At 61.2% G+C, this 20,654-nt stretch carries 18 protein-coding genes and 1 pseudogene; 14 read left to right on the forward strand and 5 right to left on the reverse strand.

Features of this window, described 5'->3' with window-relative positions; translation table 11 throughout:
* The first annotated feature begins 7 nt into the window (after positions 1-7).
* Both A7317_RS19320 and A7317_RS19325 read left to right on the forward strand, forming a co-directional pair.
* Positions 8-751 carry an ABC transporter permease gene (locus A7317_RS19320; protein WP_069076619.1) on the forward strand — a complete coding sequence of 248 codons (744 nt, stop codon included), beginning with the start codon at positions 8-10 and terminating at the stop codon, positions 749-751.
* Positions 751-1,464, forward strand: a complete 714-nt coding sequence (locus tag A7317_RS19325; protein ID WP_024076384.1) for an AAA family ATPase — start codon at positions 751-753, stop codon at positions 1,462-1,464. Before A7317_RS19320 ends, A7317_RS19325 begins: the two co-directional genes overlap by 1 nt.
* A 23-nt stretch (positions 1,465-1,487) precedes the next feature.
* On the opposite strand, the gene A7317_RS19330 is transcribed toward A7317_RS19325, so the two are convergent.
* The 3 genes from A7317_RS19330 to A7317_RS19340 form a co-directional block, all read right to left on the reverse strand.
* A complete protein-coding gene (locus A7317_RS19330; protein WP_024076383.1) occupies positions 1,488-3,005 on the reverse strand; it encodes an ArnT family glycosyltransferase in 1,518 nt (505 codons plus the stop codon).
* A gap of 9 nt (positions 3,006-3,014) precedes the next feature.
* Positions 3,015-4,670, reverse strand: a complete 1,656-nt coding sequence (arnT, locus tag A7317_RS19335) for a lipid IV(A) 4-amino-4-deoxy-L-arabinosyltransferase (protein ID WP_069076620.1) — start codon at positions 4,668-4,670, stop codon at positions 3,015-3,017.
* Between the two features lie 188 nt (positions 4,671-4,858).
* Positions 4,859-5,542 carry a histidine phosphatase family protein gene (locus A7317_RS19340; RefSeq protein ID WP_069076621.1) on the reverse strand — a complete coding sequence of 228 codons (684 nt, stop codon included), beginning with the start codon at positions 5,540-5,542 and terminating at the stop codon, positions 4,859-4,861.
* Positions 5,543-5,819: 277 nt separating this feature from the next.
* Between A7317_RS19340 and A7317_RS19345 the strand changes: the two genes are divergently transcribed.
* The 7 genes and pseudogenes from A7317_RS19345 (at position 5,820) to A7317_RS19365 (ending at position 12,479) form a co-directional block, all read left to right on the forward strand.
* On the forward strand, positions 5,820-6,488 hold the full coding sequence (locus A7317_RS19345) for an ABC transporter ATP-binding protein (protein ID WP_069076622.1): 669 nt from the start codon (positions 5,820-5,822) through the stop codon (positions 6,486-6,488).
* Positions 6,488-8,950 (forward strand): ABC transporter permease, encoded by a 2,463-nt coding sequence (locus A7317_RS19350; protein ID WP_069076623.1) that lies wholly within the window; start codon positions 6,488-6,490, stop codon positions 8,948-8,950. Before A7317_RS19345 ends, A7317_RS19350 begins: the two co-directional genes overlap by 1 nt.
* Positions 8,940-10,001 carry a lipocalin-like domain-containing protein gene (locus tag A7317_RS19355; RefSeq protein ID WP_069076624.1) on the forward strand — a complete coding sequence of 354 codons (1,062 nt, stop codon included), beginning with the start codon at positions 8,940-8,942 and terminating at the stop codon, positions 9,999-10,001. The genes A7317_RS19350 and A7317_RS19355 overlap by 11 nt, the downstream gene beginning before the upstream one ends.
* Before the next feature lie 137 nt (positions 10,002-10,138).
* A complete protein-coding gene (locus A7317_RS30710) occupies positions 10,139-10,276 on the forward strand; it encodes a hypothetical protein (RefSeq protein ID WP_024076377.1) in 138 nt (45 codons plus the stop codon).
* Between the two features lie 2 nt (positions 10,277-10,278).
* Positions 10,279-10,653 carry a hypothetical protein gene (locus tag A7317_RS19360; protein ID WP_024076376.1) on the forward strand — a complete coding sequence of 125 codons (375 nt, stop codon included), beginning with the start codon at positions 10,279-10,281 and terminating at the stop codon, positions 10,651-10,653.
* Positions 10,638-10,778: pseudogene (locus tag A7317_RS31665) on the forward strand (iron ABC transporter permease); the annotation flags it as partial. The gene A7317_RS19360 and the pseudogene A7317_RS31665, both read left to right, overlap by 16 nt.
* 189 nt (positions 10,779-10,967) lie before the next feature.
* Positions 10,968-12,479, forward strand: coding sequence for a hypothetical protein (locus A7317_RS19365; protein ID WP_069076625.1), 1,512 nt, complete (start codon positions 10,968-10,970; stop codon positions 12,477-12,479).
* 60 nt (positions 12,480-12,539) lie between these two features.
* Here A7317_RS19365 and A7317_RS19370 read toward each other — a convergent pair whose 3' ends face one another.
* Positions 12,540-13,637: an SMP-30/gluconolactonase/LRE family protein gene (locus A7317_RS19370; protein ID WP_024076374.1), complete on the reverse strand. Its 1,098-nt coding sequence runs from the start codon at positions 13,635-13,637 to the stop codon at positions 12,540-12,542.
* Positions 13,634-14,311: a sterol desaturase family protein gene (locus A7317_RS19375; RefSeq protein ID WP_069076626.1), complete on the reverse strand. Its 678-nt coding sequence runs from the start codon at positions 14,309-14,311 to the stop codon at positions 13,634-13,636. The genes A7317_RS19370 and A7317_RS19375 overlap by 4 nt, the downstream gene beginning before the upstream one ends.
* Before the next feature lie 216 nt (positions 14,312-14,527).
* Between A7317_RS19375 and A7317_RS19380 the strand changes: the two genes are divergently transcribed.
* The 5 genes from A7317_RS19380 (at position 14,528) to A7317_RS19400 (ending at position 20,623) form a co-directional block, all read left to right on the forward strand.
* Complete coding sequence (locus A7317_RS19380; RefSeq protein ID WP_024076372.1) at positions 14,528-15,451, forward strand: substrate-binding domain-containing protein; 924 nt, start codon at positions 14,528-14,530, stop codon at positions 15,449-15,451.
* 64 nt (positions 15,452-15,515) lie between these two features.
* The gene (locus A7317_RS19385; protein ID WP_024076371.1) at positions 15,516-17,024 is read left to right on the forward strand and encodes a sugar ABC transporter ATP-binding protein; all 1,509 of its coding nucleotides are present in this window, start codon (positions 15,516-15,518) and stop codon (positions 17,022-17,024) included.
* A complete protein-coding gene (locus A7317_RS19390; RefSeq protein ID WP_024076370.1) occupies positions 16,990-17,982 on the forward strand; it encodes an ABC transporter permease in 993 nt (330 codons plus the stop codon). Before A7317_RS19385 ends, A7317_RS19390 begins: the two co-directional genes overlap by 35 nt.
* Positions 17,983-18,009: 27 nt before the next feature.
* Positions 18,010-19,089 (forward strand): alcohol dehydrogenase catalytic domain-containing protein, encoded by a 1,080-nt coding sequence (locus A7317_RS19395; protein WP_069076627.1) that lies wholly within the window; start codon positions 18,010-18,012, stop codon positions 19,087-19,089.
* A gap of 1 nt (position 19,090) precedes the next feature.
* Positions 19,091-20,623, forward strand: a complete 1,533-nt coding sequence (locus tag A7317_RS19400) for an FGGY-family carbohydrate kinase (protein WP_069076628.1) — start codon at positions 19,091-19,093, stop codon at positions 20,621-20,623.
* Positions 20,624-20,654: the final 31 nt, after the last annotated feature.

Genomic DNA, 20,654 nt, shown 5'->3' on the forward strand with positions numbered 1-20,654 from the left:
GTGAGTGATGAGATATTACCCCTTGCTTAAGCCATTATTGTTGGCGGGTCTATTTATTAAAGAACAGTTAAAAGAGCCCGTGGCTTTATTTTGGATCGTTATATCCCCGGCGGTTACGTTCTATTTGATCGCCTATGCCAGGGTGGGGGAGGGTACGCTGTCTCAGCGTTATCTGGATAATACCTCGTGGTTTTATGCGTTCGTATCGTCGAGTGTTGCTCTGTTTGGCTTGGCATTTTATATAGTGGGGAGAAGGGAGAGTGGGTTTCTACGATCCTTTGTCTATACGCGGCGCACAAAAACAATCTTTCTTTTGGGGCAGTTTTTTGCCTATTCTGTAATGTCGGTTATCTATTGTTCTGTTTTTTATGTGTTCACGAGAAACTATTTTGGCGTAATGGACGTTACAGAGTTTTTTGTTGTGCTTGGGCGGTTTTATATCTGCTTTCTCTTGTTTTCCGTACCTTCGCTTCTGCTGACGTTGATTCCAATGGGGTTTCAAAATACAAATACGGTTTTTTCTATATTTTCATTCCTGATGCTGGTGCTGGGAGTTGTCAGCGCGAACGCCTCTCATCGCGTGTTTGAAGTGATCCGCTATTTTAATCCGATGTGGTGGGCAAACCAGATAATGTCACTGGGGGTCGCTGAATGCGCATTCCTCGTTAGGGTGGTTGTTTGCCTTTTTGTTATTTCGTTTTTGATGTTGATCCGTTTTTTACTTATTAACCCAGTGTGGAGTCGCTATTGATGAGACGGCTTATCGTAAAATCACTGGGTATCGGATATGCGCAGCATGTGGTGCTTGAAGACGCCTCGTTGACGGTCGGTCCCGGTTCAATTTCAGGCTTGTTGGGACCTAATGGTTCTGGAAAAACGACTTTTTTTGACGCGGTGTGTTGTCTGAAAAAAGCCAATTCCGGTGAGATATCCAATTCGTTCTCGAAGTTGCTTTATCTATCACAAATCATTACGACGCCGCCGGTGCTGCGAATGTTTGATGTTTTTAAAATGATGATGCTTTTTTGTTCTGATACACAGGTCACACAAAAGCACGCGCTGGAAAAAATTGAAAAATGGAGCCCGGGGATAGCTGAACGCTATTGTGAAATATGGGAAAAGAAATCGTCTCTTTGCAGTTACGGAGAAAAGCGATGGTTTTTTACCTTGTCCCTGCTCTCCGTTAACGCTGATCTGGTGATACTGGATGAGCCCACGGCAGGTGTGGATCCCGAGTTTCGTTATCACATCTGGAAATGCCTGGAAGGGGCTGCCGCGGAAGGTGTCGCGATTCTGGTTTCATCGCATAACGTCGATGAGATCGTTGCCCACTGCGATGACTTCTACATGCTGAGTCAGCGGCGTTTCAACCGCTTCACTGATGCTGAGGGCTTCATGAACGCCTATGACGCTGCAAGCCTGGATGAGGCGTTTATTCATGCTGCGAGCCTGCCAAAAGGTTAAAGGCAGGCGCGCACCAGGTTCGGTTATTGCCCCTGTGGGATAAACGCTACGCTGCCACCCGAACGCGTGTGAAACAAGCGCTCGCCATTGTCCGGCTGGGTGGTGATCACCTGGTGATCCGCGCCCAGGTAAGCCAGCGGTGTGGGATCTTCCTTGGAGAACTGCGCGATGATGATCGTATGCTGCGCGTCGAAGCCCTGGCCGCTGGTTTTTTCCAGCCAGGCCATGAACTCGGCGCTGGTGCCCTGGCGCGGGAAGTCCTGGGTCTCGGCTACGTAGTAGAACGGTTTGCCGTGGTTTTGCAGGTACATCGGCAGTTTGTTGTCGACCTCCACCAATACCATTTGCCATTGGTTCCAGGGGGCGCTCTTGATGGCCTGGGCCTGAACGTCCTTGACGAAACGGGTCACGCCGCCGTTGCCGTTGGTCCAGGGATACGCCACGCCCAATACCAGCAGCATCAACAGGGCCGCAGCGGCAAACCCTTTTTGCCAACGCGGCCAGCTCGCCGGTTTTTTCGCCAGCCGCTCACTCACCCACCAGGCCGCCAGTAACTGCGCGAAGGGCACCAGGGGCAACACGTAGTAGCTGCGTCGGCTACCGCTGGCGGTGAAGAACACAAACAACAGGCCCAGGCCCCAGACCAGCCAGCGCACATTGGGGGGAGTCTGGCGCCAGTGCCGCACGGCCAGCCACAGGCCGAGCAGCCAGCATGGGGCCCAAGGCAGGGTGTAGGCGGGCAGGTAGATCAGGTAGGTGTAGATCGGCCCCATATGGTCGAACGGGTCGAAGAAGCGCACCACGTTTTCGCGGAACACCAACGCCAGGCCGCTTTCACCGTAAGTCGGCGCACCGTAGAGGTGGGACAGCACGAACGGGATGGCGTAGAACGCCGCAGCGATCAGCAGCGCCAGCACCAGGCGCAGGTTGAGGTGGCGTTTGTAGCGCTGTTCGCTGAGCAAGTGCGGCAGCAGTACCAGGCCCGGCAGTACAAAACCGATCAAGCCTTTGAACAGCGACGTCGCCGCCAGCAACAGGAAAAATACCGTGTAGCGCCCCAGGCGTGTGTCGTCCGGCCCGCGCCAGTACCACCACACCGCTGCCAGTACGCCACACACGGTGAGCACATCCGCCGTGGCCACGCGTGCCCAGAACAGAAAGTAGAAGGTGGTGGCGAGCATCCAGCCGGCAATCAGCCCGGTGCCCTTGCGGAACAGGCGCTCGCCGATCAGGTAGACCAGCCAGATGCTCAGCCATGCCGCGATCACCGAGGACAGGCGCAGCGACCACGGGCCCAGGCCACCCATCAGGTTGGCAAACGCGGTGATCAGCCAGTAGGAGGGCAGGGGCTTGTCGTAGTACGGCGCTCCCTTGAGGTAGGGGTCGAAGTAGTCGCCGCTTTGCAGCATCTGCAATGCGATATTGGCCCAACGGGTTTCCGGTCCCCACAGATCGCGACTGCCCAGGCCCAGCAGCAGGAGCAAGGCCGACACGCCCAGCAATAGCAACAGGGCGCCGCGCTCGGTTTTCCAGAAAGTCATGGTGGGTTCCTAGGGGGATTGCGGATAGAGGGTGAGTACCAGGTCGCCCTTGCGATAGCGTTTGCCACCGGGCGGCAGTTGCCCCTCTTCAATGTGTTCGCTGGTGCTCCGGACACGCATCAGGACCCCCACCGAACCCTGTTTACGGGCATCGGCCAGCCAGGCCTGGACATCGTCCAGCCCGACCTTGCGGTGCACCGAGTCGGGGTATTGCAGGCCATAGCGCAGCTCGCCTTCGGTGTTATAGAGCGTCACCTGTGTGCGGTTCAGGCGCCAGGCCAGGGCCGAGGCCGATTCCAGTTCATTGCTCAGCAATGCCTGGGTTTGCTGCAAGTCGTCCAGGTGTTCCAACACGAACTGGTCGGGCATTTCGTTATCCGCCACGAACTCGGGCATGCCCACCGGCAGCAGTACCACCAGCAAGCCGATACCCAGGGCCGGCATTGCCCATAGCGTGAGCGGGCGCACGGCTTGCAGCAGGTTGGAGAGAATCCAGCCCAGCAGCACGATAAAGGTCAGCGACAGGCTGAACATCTCCGCGTGGCTATTGCCGTACAGCGGCCTGGTGAGTTGCAGATAAATCAGTGCCACCATCGCGACCATGCCGATCACGAAGTTGAGCACGCCGTTGAGGCAGAGGGCGCGTGCTTTGCGTTGTTGAATCAGGTCGATCAGGGCATGCCCCATCAACAAGGCCAGCGGCAGCAGGCACGGCATGATGTAGGTCGGCAACTTGCCGTTGCTCAGGCTGAAAAAGCCCAGCGGCAGCAGCATCCACAGGGCGAGGAAGACCATCGCCGGTTGACGTTTTTCTTTCCAGGCCTTGAGCAGGGTATTGGGTAACAGCGCCGACCACGGCAGGCAGGCCACCACCATGATCGGCAGGAAGAACCACCACGGTCGCGCATGCTGGGCATTGTCGGAGGCAAAGCGGCGGATGTGTTCATGCCAGAAGAAGAAGCGCCAGTAGTCCGGTTCCTGCACGTGGATCGCCCACACCCAGGGCAGGCAGATCAGCAGCGCGACGCCAATCGCCAGCGGGCCATAACGCAGCAATTCACCCAGGCGGCGCTGCCAGAGCATGTACGGCACGGCAATCAGCACCGGCAGCAGCCACGCCAGGAAGCCCTTGGTCATGAAGCCCATGGCGCAGGCCACGCCCAGCACCGCCCAGGCTCCCAGCCGGGCCCGCACGGTGCGGCTGTCGAGGGCAAACCACAGCGCTACCAGGCTGAGGTTGACCCAGAACGTGAACTGCGGATCGAGGTTGGAGTAGCTGGCTTGCCCGGCTACGAGGCCAAAGCTCAGGTAGAGCAGGGCGCAGGCGAAGCTTTTGCGTGGGTCGTTCCACAGGCGGCGGGCGATCAGGTAGGCCAGCAGCACGCTCAACCCGCTGGTCAGCGCTGAGGCGATCCGCACCCCGAACAGGTTCTGCCCAAACACCGCTTGGCCGAGCGCGATCAGCCAATAGCCGGCGGCGGGTTTTTCAAAGTAGCGCAGGCCCATGAAATGCGGGGCCACCCAGTTGCCGCTGGTGAGCATTTCCTGGCTGATCTGGGCGTAGCGGGTTTCGTCGGGTACCCATAAACCGTGCAGGCCAAGAGGCAGGAGATAAAACGCGGCAATCGCCAGCAGCAGTAAGGGCAGAGGTTTTATTCGGGTCATGCGAACGTCGCTCCTTGACGTCTAAGGGAGGGAAATGGATGTAGGAAAGTTGTAGTACAAAGACTCACAATGTTCACTAAGTCGCTGAAAATAGTCATGACGTCCTTAACTAACAGGCGCGACTAAACATGCCAGAAGTTGGCTGTCGTTTGGCTGAACACCTGCGCCTTGTATATGTAAAAAATTGTCTAGAGTTGCTTGATTGCCGCTGGCCAGTCCACGCTGTTCATGATGCCCAGGGTCTTGAAGTGACCGTTGCCCAGCACCTCCACGAACAGCGCGCTACCGTACTCGGCGGTCACCGCATGGGGGTACCCGAGTGCTTGTTCGAAGTCATTGATGCAGGCACTGTGGGTGATCAGCACCAGGTTGCGCCCGGGTTGTTTGTGGCTGAGGATTTCTTCGCCCATGGCGTCGCCGCAGATCGCCAGCGGGCCTGGGGAGAGCAGGGTCTTGCCGAACATGAACTGCGAGGTCTGGGCGGTGCGGGTGGTGGGGCTGCTGAGGATGTCAGCGCTCTCCATGCCCAGGGTTTTAAACGCTTTGCCGATTTCCTTGGCCTGCTGGGTGCCGTGGATGGTCAGGCCATCAGCGGGGCCGAAGCAGGGGTTTGACGAGCGGTCGCAGCGCTCTTCATGGCGCACAAGCACAACCACATTGCCGTCGCGCCAGCTGGCGAGCAAGCCTGAGGTGAGCAGGCGATTGCCTACGCCCAGGTCCGTCGGTGACAGCGGCCAGGCCAGGTAGCCGACCAGTAAGGTCCCGAAGAAGGCAGCCACTGCCATGCCCAGCCAGAGCTTCTTCAAGCGTTTGGCCCGGGCTTGGTATGAGCGCGATTTGGTCAGGGTCAGGTTAACCACGTTGTTCACCATCGACACGTTAGGCAGCGTTTTTTATCAAACAGGTGCAACTCTCTGAGTGCGCCCGTAGTGGTGCAGGAGCCTGTCATACAGTTGCTGTCTTTTTGCTGAAAATCGGTGTGTTAAAAGTTGCCAGTGCCGGCAACTAAAAAGTTGATCGTTATTGGCAGTTGGTCGGCACTTTATGCGCGGGTCGGTAGTTAACCGGTGAAATGCATGTGAAAAATTTGCGTGGCGAGGGCGGTCAGCCGTTATCCTCGATGGCAGTCCATTGAGGAGCGAGCATTCCATGTTGCAGGTGCAAGGTGTCCATAAAAGCTACGTCACTGCGCAGGGCCCGCTGGCCGTCCTGGCCGGCGTTGATCTGCACCTGGCTGAGCGTAGCAGCCTGGCGTTGATGGGCGAGTCGGGTAGCGGGAAAAGTACGCTTTTGCACCTGGTGGCCGGTCTCGATCGTGTCGACAGCGGCAGCATCCGCATGGGGCAGCAGCGTCTCGACCAAATGAGCGAAATGCAACTGGCCCACTGGCGCCGCACGGAAATCGGCCTGGTATTCCAGCAGTTCAACCTCATCGGCAGTTTGCGCGTGGACGACAACCTGGCCTTCCAGGCGCGGCTGGCAGGACGCTTCGATCCGCAGTGGCAGGCGCAGTTGGTGGAGCGCCTGGGCCTTGGCGACTTGCTCAAGCGCTATCCCGAACAACTGTCGGGTGGCCAGCAGCAACGGGTGGCGGTGGGGCGGGCGTTGGCGTCGCGACCGGGCCTGCTGCTGGCCGATGAGCCCACCGGCAATCTGGATGAAGCCACCAGTGATGACGTGCTGCAATTGCTGCTGGACCTGTTGCGCGACACCCCCACCAGCCTGTTGATGGTCACCCACAGCGCGCGGATTGCCGCACGGCTTGATCGCCAGATGGTGCTGCAGCGCGGGCATGTGCAAGCCCCGGATGCGGGTTGATGGCGGTATTCCAGTGGACCTTGCGCGCGTTGCTCAGCCATTGGCGGCGCCATCCCGTACAGTTTTTCAGCGTGCTGACCGGACTATGGCTGGCGACCGCCCTGCTGACCGGCGTACAGGCCCTGAACAGCCAGGCGCGTGACAGCTACGCCAGGGCCAGCCAATTGATCGGCGGCGAACCCCAGGCCAGCCTGAGTGCGCCGGACGGCGCCAGTTTCCCCCAGGCGCTGTTTGCCCAATTGCGCCGCGCCGGGTGGCCGGTGTCGCCGGTGGTGCAGGGGCGGGTGGTGCTCAAGGGGCATGAAGACCAGCGCCTGCAATTGATGGGCATCGACCCGCTGTCGTTGCCCGGCAGTGGCGTGGTCGCGGGGCAGCGCTTGAGCCAGGCACAGATGCTCGTCTTCTTCGAGCCGCCCGGGCGCACCTGGATCGCTCCGCAGACCTTGCAGGCGCTGGAGCTGCACGCCGGTGAGCAGCCGCTGACGACGAGCGGGCGCACCTTGCCGCCGTTGCAGGTACAGCCGGACATGGCGCCCGGCATGCTGTTGACCGATATTGGATTCGCCCAACCATTGCTGGACATGCCCGCGCGCCTGTCGCGCTTGCTGGTGGACAAGGCTTACGCCGCCAGCCAGCCCACGCCGCCGGCCGAGCTGCAACTCAAGCAGGGCGAAGACAACAACCTGTCGCGGCTCACCGAAAGCTTTCACCTGAACCTTGATGCGCTGGGCTTCCTGTCCTTTGTGGTGGGGCTGTTTATTGTGCACGCGGCCATCGGCCTGGCCCTGGAGCAGCGACGCGGGCTGTTGCGCACATTGCGCGCCTGCGGCGTGAGTGCGCGGATGTTGATCCTCGGCCTGGGGGTGGAGCTGGGTGCCTTGTCGATAGTGGGGGGCGTGCTCGGCGTCGCCAGCGGTTACCTATTGGCCAGCCTGCTGCTGCCGGATGTGGCTGCCAGCCTGCGTGGCTTGTATGGCGCCGAGGTGCCGGGCCAATTGAGCTTGAGCCCAGGGTGGTGGGTGGCAGGGTTGGGCTTGAGCTTGCTCGGCGCCTTGCTTGCCGGCGCCAGCAGCCTATGGCGCGCGGCCCGCCTGCCATTGCTGGCGCTGGCCAATGCCCAGGCCTGGCACGAGGCCCATGGGCGCTGGTTGCGCCGCCAGGGCTGGGTGGCGGCGACGGCCTTACTGATCGCGCTGCTGGCGTTATGGCTGGGCGACAGCCTGGCTGCCGGTTTTGTGTTGATGGCGGCCTTGCTGCTCGGCGCCGCCCTGGGTTTGCCGGTGTTGCTCAACGGTTTGCTGGAGGCGCTGCTGGGGCGCAGCCGTTCGGTACTCGGCCAGTGGTTTCTGGCTGACTGCCGCCAACAATTACCGGCCTTGAGCCTGGCATTGATGGCGCTGCTGTTGGCCCTGGCCGCGAATATCGGCGCGGGCTCCATGACCTCGGGCTTTCGCCACACCTTCAATAACTGGCTGGAGCAACGCCTCACCGCCGAGCTGTACCTCAACCCGCAAAACCCGGCCCAGGCCGAGCAACTCAGCACCTGGCTGGCGCAGCAACCGCTGGTGCAAACCGTGCTGCCTACCTGGCAGGTTGCGGTGCAATTACAGGGCTGGCCGGCGGATCTGTTTGGCGTGGTCGACGACCCTACCTATCGCCAGCACTGGCCGTTGCTGGAAGCGGCGAGCGCGCCGTGGGACCAGTTGCAGCAAGGCGAGACCCTGATGCTCAGCGAACAACTGGCGCGGCGGCTCGGCGTGACGCTGGGTGACACGGTCAGTATTCCCACGCCGCACGGTGTGTGGTCGCCCACCGTGGTGGGGGTGTACGCCGATTACGGCAACCCCAAGGGCCACGTGCTGGTCAACGCCCGGCACCTGCTGGCCCACTGGTCGAGACTGACGCCGGCGCGTTTCAACCTGCGGGTGTTGCCGGAAAACGTGGCGCCGCTGGTGGGCGAAGTGCAGCGCGCCTTTGCCTTGGAAGACAGCCGTATCGTCGATCAACAGCAACTCAAGGGGTGGTCGAGCCAGGTGTTCGAACGCACCTTCGCCGCCACCGCCGCGCTCAACAGCCTGACCTTGGGCGTGGCCGGCGTGGCGCTGTTCATCAGCCTGCTGACCCAGAGCCAAAGCCGCCTCGGCCAACTCGCTCCGCTGTGGGCGCTGGGGGTGACGCGGCGGCAATTGATGCTGCTGAACCTGGCGCAAACCTGGCTGCTGGCGGTGCTCACGCTGCTGCTGGCGTTGCCGCTGGGCCTGTTGCTGGCGTGGTGCCTGGATGCGGTGATCAACGTGCAGGCGTTTGGCTGGCGCCTGCCGTTGCAAGTGTTCCCGTGGCAGCTCGCACAATTGCTCGGGCTGGCGCTGCTGGCCACGCTGTTGGCGTCGGCCTGGCCGCTGTGGCAGCTGTATCGCAGCCGTCCGGCGGACTTGTTGAGGACGTTTGCCCATGAAGATTAGGTCGTTGATGTGCGCGTTATTGCTGCTGGCGGCCTGTGACAAAGTCCCCGCGCCACAGGAAAGCTTTGCCGGCCTGGGCAGCGACGCGGCCGACTTTGCCCAGGTGCTGCCCGGCAAGGTCTTCAGCTTTCCCGAGGATCACGGCCCCCACGATGGCTTTCGTATCGAGTGGTGGTACGTCACCGCCAACCTCAAGGACGCCCAGGGCAATGTGTTCGGCGTGCAATGGACGCTGTTTCGCAACGCCCTCAAGGCCGGGCCGACGCAAGCCGGCTGGCACGATTCAAACGTATGGTTCGGCCACGCGGCGGTCACCTCCGCCACTCGCCATTACGCCGCCGAACGCTTCGCCCGCGGCGGCGTCGGCCAGGCCGGGGCGCAGGCAGTGCCGTTCAACGCCTGGATCGACGACTGGAATTTCGCCAGCGAGCCCGGCGCCGCGAGCGCATTGGCGGCGATGCAACTCAAGGCCAGCGGTGCGCAATTTGCCTACGACCTGCGCCTGACCTCCAGCCGGCCATTGGTGTTGCAAGGCGACAACGGCTACAGCCGCAAATCCGACCAGGGCCAGGCGTCGTACTACTACAGCCAGCCGTTCTTTACTGCCGAAGGCAGCGTCAGCATCGACGGCAAGACGTATCAGGTCAGCGGCCCGGCCTGGCTCGACCGCGAATGGAGCAGCCAACCGTTGACCGCCAGCCAGACCGGTTGGGACTGGTTCTCCCTGCACCTGGACCGTGGCGAGCAGTTGATGCTGTTTCGCGTGCGGCAAACCGACGGCGCGGCCTACCTGACCGGCACCTGGATCGACCGCGAAGGCCACACCCAGACCCTGCACAACGCCGACATCCAACTGGCACCGCTGGACACCACGGTGATCGACGGACGCCACATTCCCACACGCTGGTCGCTGAAGATTCCCGGTAAACAGCTGGATATCACCACCCAGGCCGTCAACCCGAACGCCTGGATGAACCTGAGTATTCCGTACTGGGAAGGGCCGGTGCAGTTTGACGGCGGGGTGGGTTACCTGGAGATGACCGGATATTAGGGTTGTTTCTGTAGGCGCTGTTTCTTCGTGAAGTAGGCAACTTCCCAAATGCATTTCAGCCCACCCGCGCTTGTGTCCGGGGCGTAGGTGCTTGCTTATATTTCGACGCCATCTTCTTTGCATCTCGGATGCAGGGCATGGCGCAGAGCTATATCAACGACCGCACAACGGACTACAGCAGTTTGAAATCCCGCCTCATGGGCAGCGCCCCGAGCCAGCAGCGCTCCGATCATTTTGATGTGCTCAACCGGCACCTGCGGCCAGAGGGGGCTTAATCGTGTCGTTTTTTCTTGCCTTCACCATTGTGCATTTTGGTGGGGCGTTTGTCGTTTTGGGGCTGGCGTTGTTTGCCGAATATACAAAACTCGACGAGGTGGAAGGTTATTTCAGTCATAACGAAAGGGTCCGCGCCAATAAGCGATTCTGGAGACGAAACCGGTGGATCGACAGGCAATACCGCATGCTGTTGATGTTTGATTTCCTGTCTGACTCAGCACGCTATGTGAAAGCAGGTGTTGTGACCGAGGCCGAGCTGGCGTCGGTTCCCTTAGGACTGAAGCGTTGGGTGTTGTGGCCTTATTACGTAGGTTTCATTTGGGTTATTGCAACAGTCGTTTGGACCGTTTGGCGTAGATGGGCCGATATCACCTGACCGGCACCTGGATCGACCGCGAAGGCTGCCCCCAGACCCTGTACAACGCCGACATCCAACTGGCACCGCTGGACACAGCGGTGATCGACGGACGTCACATTCCTACACGCTGGTCGCTGAAGATTTGGGCTGTCAGCTGGGGCTATTGGGGCACTCGGCTCCAGAGGGGGTCCGTTTTTTCCTACGCGAATTTCTCCTTAAAACCACATTTCTCTCAAAAAAATACTGTACATCCATCCAGTCTTATCCTACATTCCATCCCAGGTGACCGGATGTCACCTGACCTTCAGTTTTTAACTATGGATGGATAAAAAATGAAATCGAAAAAAGCCTTTATGCTGGGCGCGGCCATGGCTGCCACCTGCTTTGTCTCGGCCTTTGCCCTCGCTGAACAATACCCTCACCTGGCTGCGCAAGCGGCGCCTCCCGCGGTCAAGCAAGGGTTGAAAAACGCTGCGAAGATCAAGGCCAACAAGGCGCCGGCTGCCCTCAAGCAGCAACTGCAGGCGGGTGCCCAGTTGAAGAAACCGCTGTTTGCCGCCAAGGCGCAAGCCGACTCGGTGGTGGAAGACAACACCGCGCCGGCCCGGGTGACCAAGGTACAAAAAGCCACGGCCCAGTCGGCGCCCGCCGTGCAGGCTGCGCTGGTCCAGGGCTGTGAGCAGACGCTGGATGTCAACGCGCTCTACACGATTAATGGTGTGCAAACCGGCGACCTGCTGTGCTACCACTTCAACCTGCCGCAGAAAGCGCGAATCAACGTCCTGCTGGTCAACCAGACCGCGGGCACCGACATGTCGTTGTCGCTGTTCCAGGATGACGGCCAGGGCAATCCGCTGCCTTTGGGCACCTCGAACAACCCTGGTACTGGCGATGAAAGCCTCGGCGGCGTGGTGCCGGCCGGCGATTACTACTGGTTCATGGAAGCCAACGCGGCGGTCCAAGGGTCGAGCTTTCAGTTCGGTGTTGCGGTCGATACCAACCTCGACGCCTTTGAACCCAATGACACCCCGGACACGGCCTTCCAACTGCCGGACACCCTCAACTACATCAGCGGCAATGCCGACAGCCTGGATGATGTCGATTACTTCGACTTCACCGCTGTCCGTGGCCAGAGTGTCGGTATTGCGCTGACGGCCGATGCGGCCAGTGGCAGCACGCGTAACAAGTGGATCCTTGAGCGTTTCGATGGTGCCCAGTGGGTCACCGTGGGGGCCAACGTCCTGTCGACATCGATCCCGAGCCCGGGCGTCGGCGGCGTGGTCAAGGTGCGTGTGCGGCCGAACCAGCACCCGAATGAGCCGTGGAGCGCGACGGGTAAATACAACCTGTCGTTTGGCTCCAATCCACGGGTGAACAACCCGGATGTGAAGGGCGAGGCGAACGTGTTGCGCATCCCGTACTCGGCTTCCGATGTGGGCTACGGCTACATGACCACCCAAGCCTATCGGGACCTGACCTGGACCATGGGCCTGTCGGACAGTACCGGTGCGCCACTGGTAGGGCTGCACCCGGTCGTCTACCTCGACCAGCACATCAATCCGGACACCGGCAATATCGTCTACAAGGCGTATTCGGCGGCGACCGGCAGTTCGGGGCTAGCGTCGGGCACGATCAACGTGGGCACCTGCTTCGGTGATTTCCAGACCACCTTTGTCGATTACGCCCAGGGCTACAAGAACACCTGGCGTACCGACTTCAACTACGGCGTGTGGCGCATGGAAGTGCTGGAATACCCAGGCATTGGTGTCGGTGGCGATAACACCGAGTTCGTCAGCTTCGGCCACCTGTGCAAACAGACCTTGCTGAGCAGCACCAAGAGCTGAACATGATTGACCCGTAGTCCCCAGGGCATACAGGCCAGGCGCCTGTATGCCCTGTTTGCGTTATGGCGCCAACGCCAGTTTCAACGGCAAGCGCGCCATGCTCGTATTCTTCAACGAGCCCAGGTACAACCAGTCGCCATACTCCCGCGCGGTGGTGATCGGTGAGTAGTTGCCCGCGCTGCCATCCTGCAAATTAGCGATGACCTTGCCCTCGGTATCCAGCCCCAGCACAAAGGCTTTGCGCTCGATGGGCTTGGGCACCACCATCAGCGCGCGCACCATCACCTTGCGCAGCAGCGGGTAGCCGGCAAAGCTGTCCAGCAACGGATTGCGCGGCGAATACAGCGCGACCCAGAAGCGGTCCTGGCCATTGAAACTGAGGTTGTCCGGCAGGCCGGGCAGGTTGTCGATAAACAGGTCATGGCTGCCGGCGCGGTCGCCCTTGAGCCAGTAACGGCTGATGCGGTAGGCACCGGTCTCATTCACCAGCACGTAGCGTTCATCCGGCCCCAGGGCCACGCCGTTGGCGAATTGCAGTTGGTCGAGCAACACCTCGGTGCGGGCGTTGCTGAAGTCGTAACGCAGCAACCGCCCGTCGCCGCCATGCTCGATCACGGCTTCACCGTCCTGCCCGTAGCCCCAGCGGCTCGAAGCATCGCTGAAGTACGCGTAGCGCCCGCTGGCGTCCACGCTCACGTCATCGGTAAACCCGAACGGCACGCCATTGGCCGCAGTGCTCAGGGTGGTGAGCTGGCGATTGCGGTCCAATGCCAGCAGGCCCTTGACCCCATCGGCGATGATCAAGCGCCCATCCGGGTGCAGCGCCATGCCCAGTGGGCGCCCGCCGGTATTGGCCAGCACTTCCAGGCTGCGGCTGTCGGGCGAGGTGCGGATGATGCGCCCGTCATGCAACCCGCTGATCAGATAGCCCTGGGCATCCAGCAGCAGGGCCTCGGGCCCGTCGATGTCCTGGGCACCGATTTTTTGTACGCCCTTGAGGCGCTGGTTTTCGGCGTAGGGGCCGTCTTTCAGCGAGGGCGCCTTGGGGGGGACCCAGTTCACCGGTTGTACTGGGGTGGGCATCAACAGCAGAAAGGCGATCACTGCCAGGAGCAGCACAAACAACAGGTGGCGCAGTTTTTTGGGGCGGGTACTCATGACGGTTCCTGGTTGTCGTGGGGGTTCGGTTCCCAATGCAGGGTGCCGAACAGGTAATCCATCAGCGGCAAGACAATATTGAAGTTGCGCCCCTGCATCAGCTCGCGACGGTGGTGCAGGGCGTGCAACCGGTGCATCTGGCGAATCCACGGCAGGCGTGCCAATGGATGTGCGACGGGCAAGTGCTCACAGGCGTGAAACACTTCGTAAAGCAAATAACCGAGGATCATGCAGCCAGCAAACAATCCGGCGACATTGGGGCTCAACTGCTTGAGCAGCCACCAGGCGGGCAGGGTGATCGCCAGGCTGTGCAGCACGATCAGCCAGGCGGGGAACAGGATCACCCGCCAGTCGCGAGGGCTGTCGTAGGTCATGTGGCCGGGGGTGAAGAAACTGTGGTGATCGCCGGTGTGGCGCGCGTAGAACAGGCGTGACAAGGCATGTTTGTGATGGCCGAGGTGACGGTGCACCAGGTAGATACACAGGTTGAAGAACACCAGGGTCGCGGGCACGGTCAGCCATTGCAGCGGGGTGATTCGATGCGTCGATGACCAGGCCAGGAGGATGCCGGCGATGCCGTAGCCGAACACGAAACCGGCATGCAGCCAGGGGTTGTAATGGGGCGCGACATTGGCGCGGTAGCGGGCGCGAAAGGTCTCGGTAGGGTGGGCCATGGCGGGGTGCTCGGATTTTTTTTGTTGGAGGCTGAGCTTAGTTGGTGCTCAAGATTGTGCGAGCTTTTGCGGCGTACCTCCAACAAGCCGCCTCCCATATTTCGACCGCGCCCGACCAGTGGCCCCTTGCGCCTGCCGGATTTCCTTGCTAGCTTCTCGCAAAATGTTAACGATAACATTTGCTCTAACAATAAAAACAAAACAGAGACCCACGCCATGAAAATGCTTCCGAAAACCCTGTGTTTATTGGCTGTAAGCATCACCCTCGGTACCGTTTCTCCGGCCTTTGCCGACGCCGCCAAACCGCTGCGCATCGGCGCGTCCTTCCAGGAAATCAACAACCCCTATTTCGTCACCATGAAAAACGCCCTGGAAGAGGCGGGTGCCACCATCGGCGCGAAACTGATCATCACCGACGCCCGCCACGACGTGTCCAAGCAGGTCAGTGACGTGGAAGACATGCTGCAAAAGGGCATCGATATCCTGCTGATCAACCCTACGGATTCGGTCGGCGTGCAATCGGCGGTCAAGTCCGCCCACGCTGCCGGCGTGGTGGTCGTGGCGGTCGACGCACAGGCCGAAGGCCCACTGGATTCCTTCGTCGGTTCGAAGAACTTCGACGCCGGCTTCCAGGCCTGTGAATATCTGGCTAAGAACATCGGCGACAAAGGCAATATCGCGATCCTCGACGGCATCGCCGTGGTGCCGATCCTCGAGCGTGTGCGCGGCTGCAAAGAGGCCGTGGCCAAGCACCCGGACATCAAGATTGTCAGCATCCAGAACGGCAAGCAGGAACGTGACCAGGCGCTGACCGTCACCGAGAACATGCTCCAGGCGCAACCGACGCTCAAAGGCATTTTCAGCGTGAATGACAACGGCTCCCTCGGCGCACTCTCGGCCATCGAAGCCAGTGGCCTGGACGTGAAACTGGTCAGCGTCGACGGTGCGCCGGAAGCGATCAAGGCGATCCAGAAACCCGGCAGCAAGTTCATCGCCACCTCCGCCCAATACCCCCGCGATCAGATCCGCCTGGCCCTGGGCATCGCCCTGGCGAAGAAGTGGGGCGCTCAGGTACCCGCCACCATTCCAGTGGACATCACCCTGATCGACCAGGCCAAGGCCAAGGACTTCAGCTGGTAAATCACCCAGGCCCCACGTGCGTCGTGGGGCTTGAGGCCATCCTTCTGAATACGAGGTCGGCGGTATGAGCAGTCTTCTGAAGCTGGAAAATATCTGTAAGCGTTACCCCGGTGTGCAGGCCCTCAAGTCCATCGACCTGCAGGTGGAGCGTGGCGAGATTCACGCGTTGCTGGGGGAAAATGGCGCCGGCAAATCGACCCTGATGAAAATCCTCGGCGGCGTCGAACATCAGGACGAAGGGCACATCCTGATCGATGGCCAACCCCGGCACTTCGCGACCTACCGCGATGCGATTGCCGCGGGCATCGGCATCGTGTTCCAGGAATTCAGCCTGATCCCCTACCTCACGGCGGTGGAAAATATCTTCCTCGGCCATGAGCTGAGCAACCGCTTCGGGCTGCTGCGCAAGCGCGAAATGGTCGAGGCGTGCGAAGCGTTGTTCAAGCGCCTCGGTGTGACGATTGACCTGAAGTGCGCGGTCAAGCACCTGAGCGTGGCCGAGCAGCAGTTTGTCGAAATCGCCAAGGCCCTCGCCCTGGATGCGCGCCTGCTGGTGCTGGATGAACCGACCGCGACGTTGACCCCCAGCGAAGCCGAGCTGCTGTTCGACATCATGCGCGAGCTCAAGCGCCAGGGCGTCGCGGTGATCTTTATCTCTCACCACCTGGAGGAAATCTTTCAGGTGTGCGACCGCATCAGCGTGCTGCGTGACGGCGCCAATGTGGGCGTCACCGAAGTGGCCGACAGCGATATCGACCGCCTGGTGGAAATGATGGTGGGCCGCCGCCTGGAATGCAGTTTCCCTTCCAAGCCGAGCAGCGAGCGTGGCCCGGTGTTGCTGGAGGTCAAGGACATCCAGCTGGTGCGCAACGGCCCGCGTAATCGCTTCAACCTGCACAAGGGCGAGATCCTCGGCTTTGCCGGCCTGGTGGGCTCGGGCCGCACCGAACTGGCCCTGGGCATGATGGGCGCGCTGCCATCGGTGAGCAAAGACGTGTGGCTGCGAGGCGAGAAAATCACCCTCGACGACCCGGCCCAGGCGCTGGCCCACGGTATCGGCCTGCTCCCTGAGAGCCGCAAGAGCGAAGGGCTGATCACCGATTTCAGCATTCGCGAAAATATCTCCTTGAACAACCTGCCCAAGTACCAGGGCGCCTCGGGCCTGATCGACAAGGCCAAGGAGTGCGCCAGTGTCGAAGACCTGATGCGCCAGCTGTCGATCAAGGCGCCCAGCGGCGAAAGCCGGGTGTTCAACCTCAGCGGCGGCAACCAGCAAAAGGTGGTGATCGCGCGTTGGATCAACCACCACTGCGACGTGCTGGTATTCGATGAGCCCACCCGTGGCATCGATGTCGGCGCCAAGGCCCAGATCTACGCGCTGATGCGCAGCCTGACCGAGCAGGGCTACGCGATCATCATGATTTCCTCCGAACTGCCCGAAATCATTGGCATGTGCGACCGCGTCGCCGTGTTCCACAAAGGCGCCATCGTCAAGCTGCTCGAAGGCTGCGCCGTCAATCCTCAAGAGGTCATGCGCCATGCAACAGGGGGCTCAAGTGAATACGTCCATTAACAGCGTCGACACCCGCCGACTGCGCCTGAACCTGGCGCAGCTGGTGCGCTCGCCGGCGTTCTATCCCTTCGTGGGGCTGGTGGTGGTGACCCTGGTGATGATCCTGGCCAGCGACACCTTCCTCACGGCCAGCAACCTGTCGAATATCGCTCGCCAGGTGTCGATCAACGCGATTATCGCGGTGGGCATGACCTGCGTGATCCTCACTGGCGGTATCGATTTGTCGGTGGGGCCGGTGATGGCCTTGTCCGGCACCCTGACCGCCGGCCTGATGGTCGCGGGGCTGCCGCCGGGCCTGGCGATTGGCGCCGGCATGCTGGTCGGCGTGGCCTTCGGTATCGGCAACGGACTGTTCGTGGCCTACCTGCACATGCCGCCGATCATCGTGACCCTGGCGACCATGGGCATCGCCCGTGGCCTGGGCCTGATGTACACCGATGGCTACCCGATTTCCGGGCTGCCGGAGTGGTTCGGCTTCTTCGGTCGCCAGAGCCTGTTCGGCATCGAAGTGCCGATCCTGATCATGCTGATCACCTACTTTGCCGCCTATGTGCTGCTGCAACACACGCGCATCGGCCGCTACATCTACGCCATCGGTGGCAATGAAGAAGCCGTGCGCTTGTCCGGGGTGCGCGCGGCGCGCTTCAAGTTGCTGGTGTACGCCATCAGCGGGCTGACGGCCGCGATTGCCGGGCTGGTGCTTACCTCGCGCCTGATGAGCGGCCAGCCGAATGCGGGGGTCTCGTTCGAGCTGGATGCGATCGCCGCCGTGGTGCTGGGCGGTGCGTCGATTGCCGGTGGGCGCGGGGTGATCGTCGGCACGTTGCTCGGCGCGATGCTGCTCGGCGTACTGAATAACGGACTGAACATGCTTGGCGTCTCGCCTTACGTCCAGAGCGTGATCAAGGGCGGGATCATTTTGCTGGCGATCTTTATCAGCCGTCAGCGCCATCGATAAACCTCTATCCACACAGGACCCAATACCATGGAAAAGCACACTCATATGCAAGCCGTCGTCTGCCACGGCCCGAAAGACTATCGCCTGGAACGCATCGGCAAACCCCAGGCGCGCCCCAATGAACTGGTGATTCGCATCGCCGCCTGCGGCATCTGCGCCAGTGACTGCAAGTGCCACTCCGGCGCGGCCATGTTCTGGGGCGGCGACAACCCTTGGGTCAAGGCGCCGGTGGTGCCGGGCCATGAATTTTTTGGCTATGTGGTCGAGGTGGGCGAGGGTGCCGAGGAGCACTTCGAGGTCTCCGTCGGCGACAAGGTGATCGCCGAGCAGATCGTGCCCTGTGGCAAGTGCCGCTTCTGCAAGTCGGGCAAGTACTGGATGTGCGAAGTGCATAACATCTTCGGCTTCCAGCGCGAAGTGGCCGAAGGCGGCATGGCCCAGTACATGCGCATCCCCAAGACCGCCATCGTGCACAAGATTCCCGAGTCGGTGTCCCTGGAGGATTCCGCGCTGGTGGAACCGATGGCCTGCTCGATCCACACCGTGAACCGTGGGGACCTCCAGCTTGATGACGTGGTGGTGATCGCCGGCGCCGGTACCCTGGGCCTGTGCATGGTCCAGGTCGCCGCGTTGAAAACCCCGAAGAAACTGGTGGTGATCGACATGGTCGACGAGCGCCTGGAACTGGCGAAAACATTCGGTGCTGATGTGGTGATCAACCCGTCCCGTGACAACGCCCGCGAGATCATCAACAGCCTGACCGACAACTACGGCTGCGACGTGTACATCGAGACCACCGGCGTCCCGGCCGGCGTGACCCAGGGCCTGGACCTGATCCGCAAGCTCGGGCGGTTTGTCGAGTTCAGCGTGTTTGGTGCCGAGACCAGCGTCGATTGGTCGATCATCGGTGACCGCAAGGAGCTGGACGTACGCGGCGCCCACCTGGGGCCGTATTGCTACCCGATCGCCATCGACCTGTTCGAGCGTGGCCTGGTCACCTCCCAAGGCATCGTCACCCACGACTTCCCGCTGGACGATTTTGCCGAAGCCTTCGAATTGGCCAACTCGACCAAGTCGATCAAGGTGCTGTTGAAGCCGGTGGTTTGACATGAACTACGTGATGGGCGTCGACATTGGAACCCAGAGTACCAAGGCGCTGCTGGTGGATGCTCAAGGCACGATCATCGCCCAGCACAGCCAGGGGTATCGCGTGGATACCCCGAAAGTGCGCTGGGCCGAGCAGTGGCCACAGGTGTGGTTGGACGCGGTCGAGGCCTGCGTTGCGCAGTGCATGGCCAAGGCCGGGGTTGCGAAAGAACAGGTCAAGGCCCTGTGTATCAGCAGCCTGTACGGTGGTTCGGGGATTGCGGTGGATGCGCAGATCACGCCGCTGCACCCCTGCCTGATCTGGATGGACCGGCGTGCCGGCGAGCAGGTGGCGTGGGTGCGTGAGCACGTTGATTTGGAGCGTCTGTACGCGGTCACCGGCAATTCGGTAGACAGCTACTACGGCTTCACCAAGATGCTCTGGCTCAAGCAGCACCAGCCCGAAGTGTGGGCTGACACCCGTTACTTGCTGCCGCCCAACAGCTATATCAACTGGTGCCTGACCGGTGAACTGGCGGTGGACCATAGCAGCGCCGGCAACATGGGCGGGGTGTACGACGTGGCGCAGCGGGGCTGGTCGCAGGAGATGCTTGCCGCGCTGGGTATCCCCCTGGCGATGATGCCCGAACGGTTGGTGTATTCCGGCGAAGTGGTCGGCGAACTGCGGGACGCCTGGGCCACGCGATTGGGCTTGGCGGCCGGCATGCCGGTCCTCGCCGGCGGGGTGGATGCGGCCATGGCAACCCTGGCCGCTGGGGTGACACAGCCGGGCAACCACGTGGCGATGATCGGCACCAGCATGTGCTGGGGCTATCTGAACCAGCAGGTGGATGCGCACCACGGCCTGGTGAGTTTTCCCCATGTCTACAACGGCCAACGCGACCTGTACATCTTCGGCGGCGCAATCACCGCCGGGGCGTCGGTCAGCTGGTTTCGCGAGCAGTTCTGCCAGGCCGAGGAGCAACAGGCCCGGGCCACCGGCCAGGACAGCCTGGTATTGCTGGAAGAACGCGCGATGAAGATCCCGGCGGGCAGTGAAGGCTTGCTGTTTTTGCCCTACCTGATGGGCGAACGCAGCCCGGTCTGGGACGACCGCGCCAGTGGCAGTTTTGTCGGGCTCAACCTGTACCACAGCCGCATTCACCTGTACCGCGCGGTCCTGGAAGGGGTGAGTTTCGCCCTACGCCACAACATCGAGGCCGGCACCCGTGGCGCGCATTCCCTGGACCCGCGCTTGATTGTGGTGGGTGGGGCGAGCCATTCGGATTTGTGGATGCAGATCATCGCGGACGTCACGCGCTACCCGGTGTACACCATCGTCCAGGAAGTGGAAGCGGCCCTCGGCGCGGCGTTGCTGGCGGCGCATACGGTGGGGTTGGTGAGTGATGGGGAGATGGCGAAGGGGTGGGTGCAACTGCAATTGCGGGCGGAGCCGAAGGTGGAAAACGTCGAGGCCTATGACCGCGCGTTCGCCGAGTACCTGAAGCTGTATCCCGCCTTGAAGCCCGTCATGCACTGCCTGCAAGCCCACTGAACATCCGACCACCCCTGTGGCGAGCGGGCTT

The organism is Pseudomonas fluorescens (assembly GCF_001708445.1).
Taxonomy (GTDB): domain Bacteria; phylum Pseudomonadota; class Gammaproteobacteria; order Pseudomonadales; family Pseudomonadaceae; genus Aquipseudomonas; species Aquipseudomonas gorinensis.